The 2,257-nt window shown below is 35.7% G+C and carries 4 protein-coding genes; 1 reads left to right on the top strand and 3 read right to left on the bottom strand.

Features of this window, described 5'->3' with window-relative positions; translation table 11 throughout:
• The first annotated feature begins 81 nt into the window (after positions 1 to 81).
• Positions 82 to 306, top strand: a complete 225-nt coding sequence (locus AB1630_12535; protein ID MEW6104618.1) for a 4Fe-4S binding protein — start codon at positions 82 to 84, stop codon at positions 304 to 306.
• On the opposite strand, the gene purQ is transcribed toward AB1630_12535, so the two are convergent.
• The 3 genes from purQ to AB1630_12520 are packed head-to-tail and all read right to left on the bottom strand — an operon-like array spanning position 300 to position 2,092.
• Positions 300 to 1,043 carry a phosphoribosylformylglycinamidine synthase I gene (gene purQ, locus AB1630_12530; protein ID MEW6104617.1) on the bottom strand — a complete coding sequence of 248 codons (744 nt, stop codon included), beginning with the start codon at positions 1,041 to 1,043 and terminating at the stop codon, positions 300 to 302. The genes AB1630_12535 and purQ overlap by 7 nt on opposite strands.
• Position 1,044: 1 nt before the next feature.
• On the bottom strand, positions 1,045 to 1,743 hold the full coding sequence (locus AB1630_12525) for an ABC transporter ATP-binding protein (protein MEW6104616.1): 699 nt from the start codon (positions 1,741 to 1,743) through the stop codon (positions 1,045 to 1,047).
• Positions 1,736 to 2,092 (bottom strand): ATP-binding cassette domain-containing protein, encoded by a 357-nt coding sequence (locus tag AB1630_12520; protein ID MEW6104615.1) that lies wholly within the window; start codon positions 2,090 to 2,092, stop codon positions 1,736 to 1,738. Before AB1630_12520 ends, AB1630_12525 begins: the two co-directional genes overlap by 8 nt.
• Positions 2,093 to 2,257: the final 165 nt, after the last annotated feature.

The raw sequence follows: 2,257 nt of genomic DNA, 5'->3' as shown, positions 1-2,257 counted from the left end.
TTTTGTCTTCTGAAATATCTTCTATCATTCTATCTATTATATATATCGGTTTTTAAGAGGGTTAAACTTTAGATTTTTTTTTTGGAAATTCAATTCCTATTGCAAGGTAGCGGAAAATGGGAATTTAAAAGAACGAACGCTTATGTTTGCAAAACAGGTGAGAGGGTTTGTGAAAAAATACCCAAAACTATAAGTAATATAGAGGTAGATTTAGGAAAGGGAGGATTTACCAATCTTTCCAATTGTATTATGTGCTCAAGATGTGTTAAGACCTGCCCACAAAAGGCAAGAAGCTGGTCTTATTGATATGCCTTAATTCCTTCAAATATTTTCCTTCCAGAAGCTTGTTTTTTTCCAAAAAATGAGGGGATTTGATATACAAAGCTTGCCCTTTCTGGATGTGGCATAAGAGCAAGAACATTTCCATTTTTGTTTGTTAAACCCGCAATATTATAGAGCGAGCCATTTGGATTTATGGGAAATTCATCAATGATTTCTCCATCCCTTGTGCAATACCTTAAGGCTATTTGGTCATTTTTTATAAGCTCATCAAGAAGACCTTTGTCTTGTGTGGTAAATCTTCCCTCAGCATGGGCAATAGGAATAGGAAAAACATCACCAAGATTAAATAATGACAAAAATGGGCTTTTAATTGATGAGACCTTAACATATACCCAATCACACAAAAACCCCGTTTCTCTGTTAAATGCAAGAGCCATTTCAATTGAGCCTTTCTTTATAGAAGGGCAAATTCCAGATTCTATTAAGATTTGGGCACCATTGCATATTCCTAAAACAGGTGCCCCATTTTCTGCCTTTTTTATAATGGTTTTGATAATGGGCTTCTTTGAGGCAATTGCACCTGCCCTTACCCTATCCTGGTATGAAAATCCTCCAGCAAGGATAAAGGTATCAAATTCCTCCAATTCCTCAATTGGTCTATTGTATCTAAATATTTCTGCTTCTATACCAACTGATTTTATAGCTTCAAATGTTTCGTATTCGCAATTTGTCCCAGGGTATTGAATAATTACAACCTTCATATTATCCAAGATATGCAGCCTTTACATCTTCGTTTTTAATAAGAATAGAGGCATTACCTTCTAAAACAATCTTTCCTATCTCAAGTATATAAGCTCTGTCTGCAATTTGCAATGATTTATGAACATTTTGTTCCACGAGAAGGATAGGAATTCCACTTTTGTTTATTTCTTTGATTGTACCAAATATCCTTTCGGAAAGTTTAGGAGCAATGCCCATAGATGGCTCATCCAAAAGCAAAAGCTTTGGCTTTGCCATAATTGCCCTTCCCAATGCCAGCATTTGTTGCTCGCCTCCACTTAATGTTCCTCCCAATTGAGTAAATCTCTCTTTCAAAATTGGAAATAGGGAAAATACCTCTTCAAACCCCTCTTTTATCTCCTTTTTAGAAAGCAAAAATGCACCCATCTTTAAATTTTCCTCTACTCTTAAACGGGAAAATATCTTTCTTCCCTCTGGAACATGGATTATTCCACATTTAGTAATTTGATGGGAAGGGAGCCTGTCAATCCTTTCTCCAAGAAACCTTATTTCTCCTGACAGAGGAGAAAGGATTCCAGATATTGTTTTAAGGAGGGTTGTTTTTCCTGCACCATTTGCCCCAAGAATAGCTACTATTTCTTTTTTCTTTATAGAAAGGCTTATCCCTTTTAGGACAGAAACCTTTCCATAAGAAACAAATAGGTTTAGAATTTCAAGCATTTCCTCCTAAATATGCTTTAATAACACAAGGGTCATTCCTTATATCATCAGGTTTTCCACTTGCAATCTTTTCTCCATAATCCAAAACAACAATCTTATCTGATACCTCCATTACAACATCCATTTGATGCTCAATCAAAATAATGGTTTTTCCCATCTCCCTTATCCTTCGGACAAGGGAGATTATCTCTTTGCTCTCCTTCTTATTCATTCCTGCTGTTGGCTCGTCCAAAAGGAGCAATTCTGGCTCTGATGATAATGCACGGGCTATTTCAACCCTCCTCTGGTCTCCATAGGAAAGATTCCTTGCAAGGCAATTTCCAATACCAAGGAGGGATACAAAATCCAATGCCTCTTTTGAAGCTCTTGTTATCTCCCCCTCTTCCTTTTTAACTATTCTTCAGCAATAAGAAATTGAGACTTTAACATAAAGGATAAAAAAACCCTTATTTTTCAAATACTTGTATAAAGCCAACCTTCATATTAGTAATTTTTACTAGTGTCTTTTTAAAAA

This window comes from bacterium (assembly GCA_040753555.1).
Classification (GTDB): domain Bacteria; phylum UBA9089; class UBA9088; order UBA9088; family UBA9088; genus JBFLYE01.
This window is presented reverse-complemented; position numbering and strand designations above follow the sequence as displayed.

Coding starts and splice junctions, on each gene's coding strand:
- purQ (MEW6104617.1), bottom strand. CDS start 1,043: ATGAAGGTTGTAATTATTCAATACCCTGGGACAAATTGCGAATACGAA.
- AB1630_12525 (MEW6104616.1), bottom strand. CDS start 1,743: ATGCTTGAAATTCTAAACCTATTTGTTTCTTATGGAAAGGTTTCTGTC.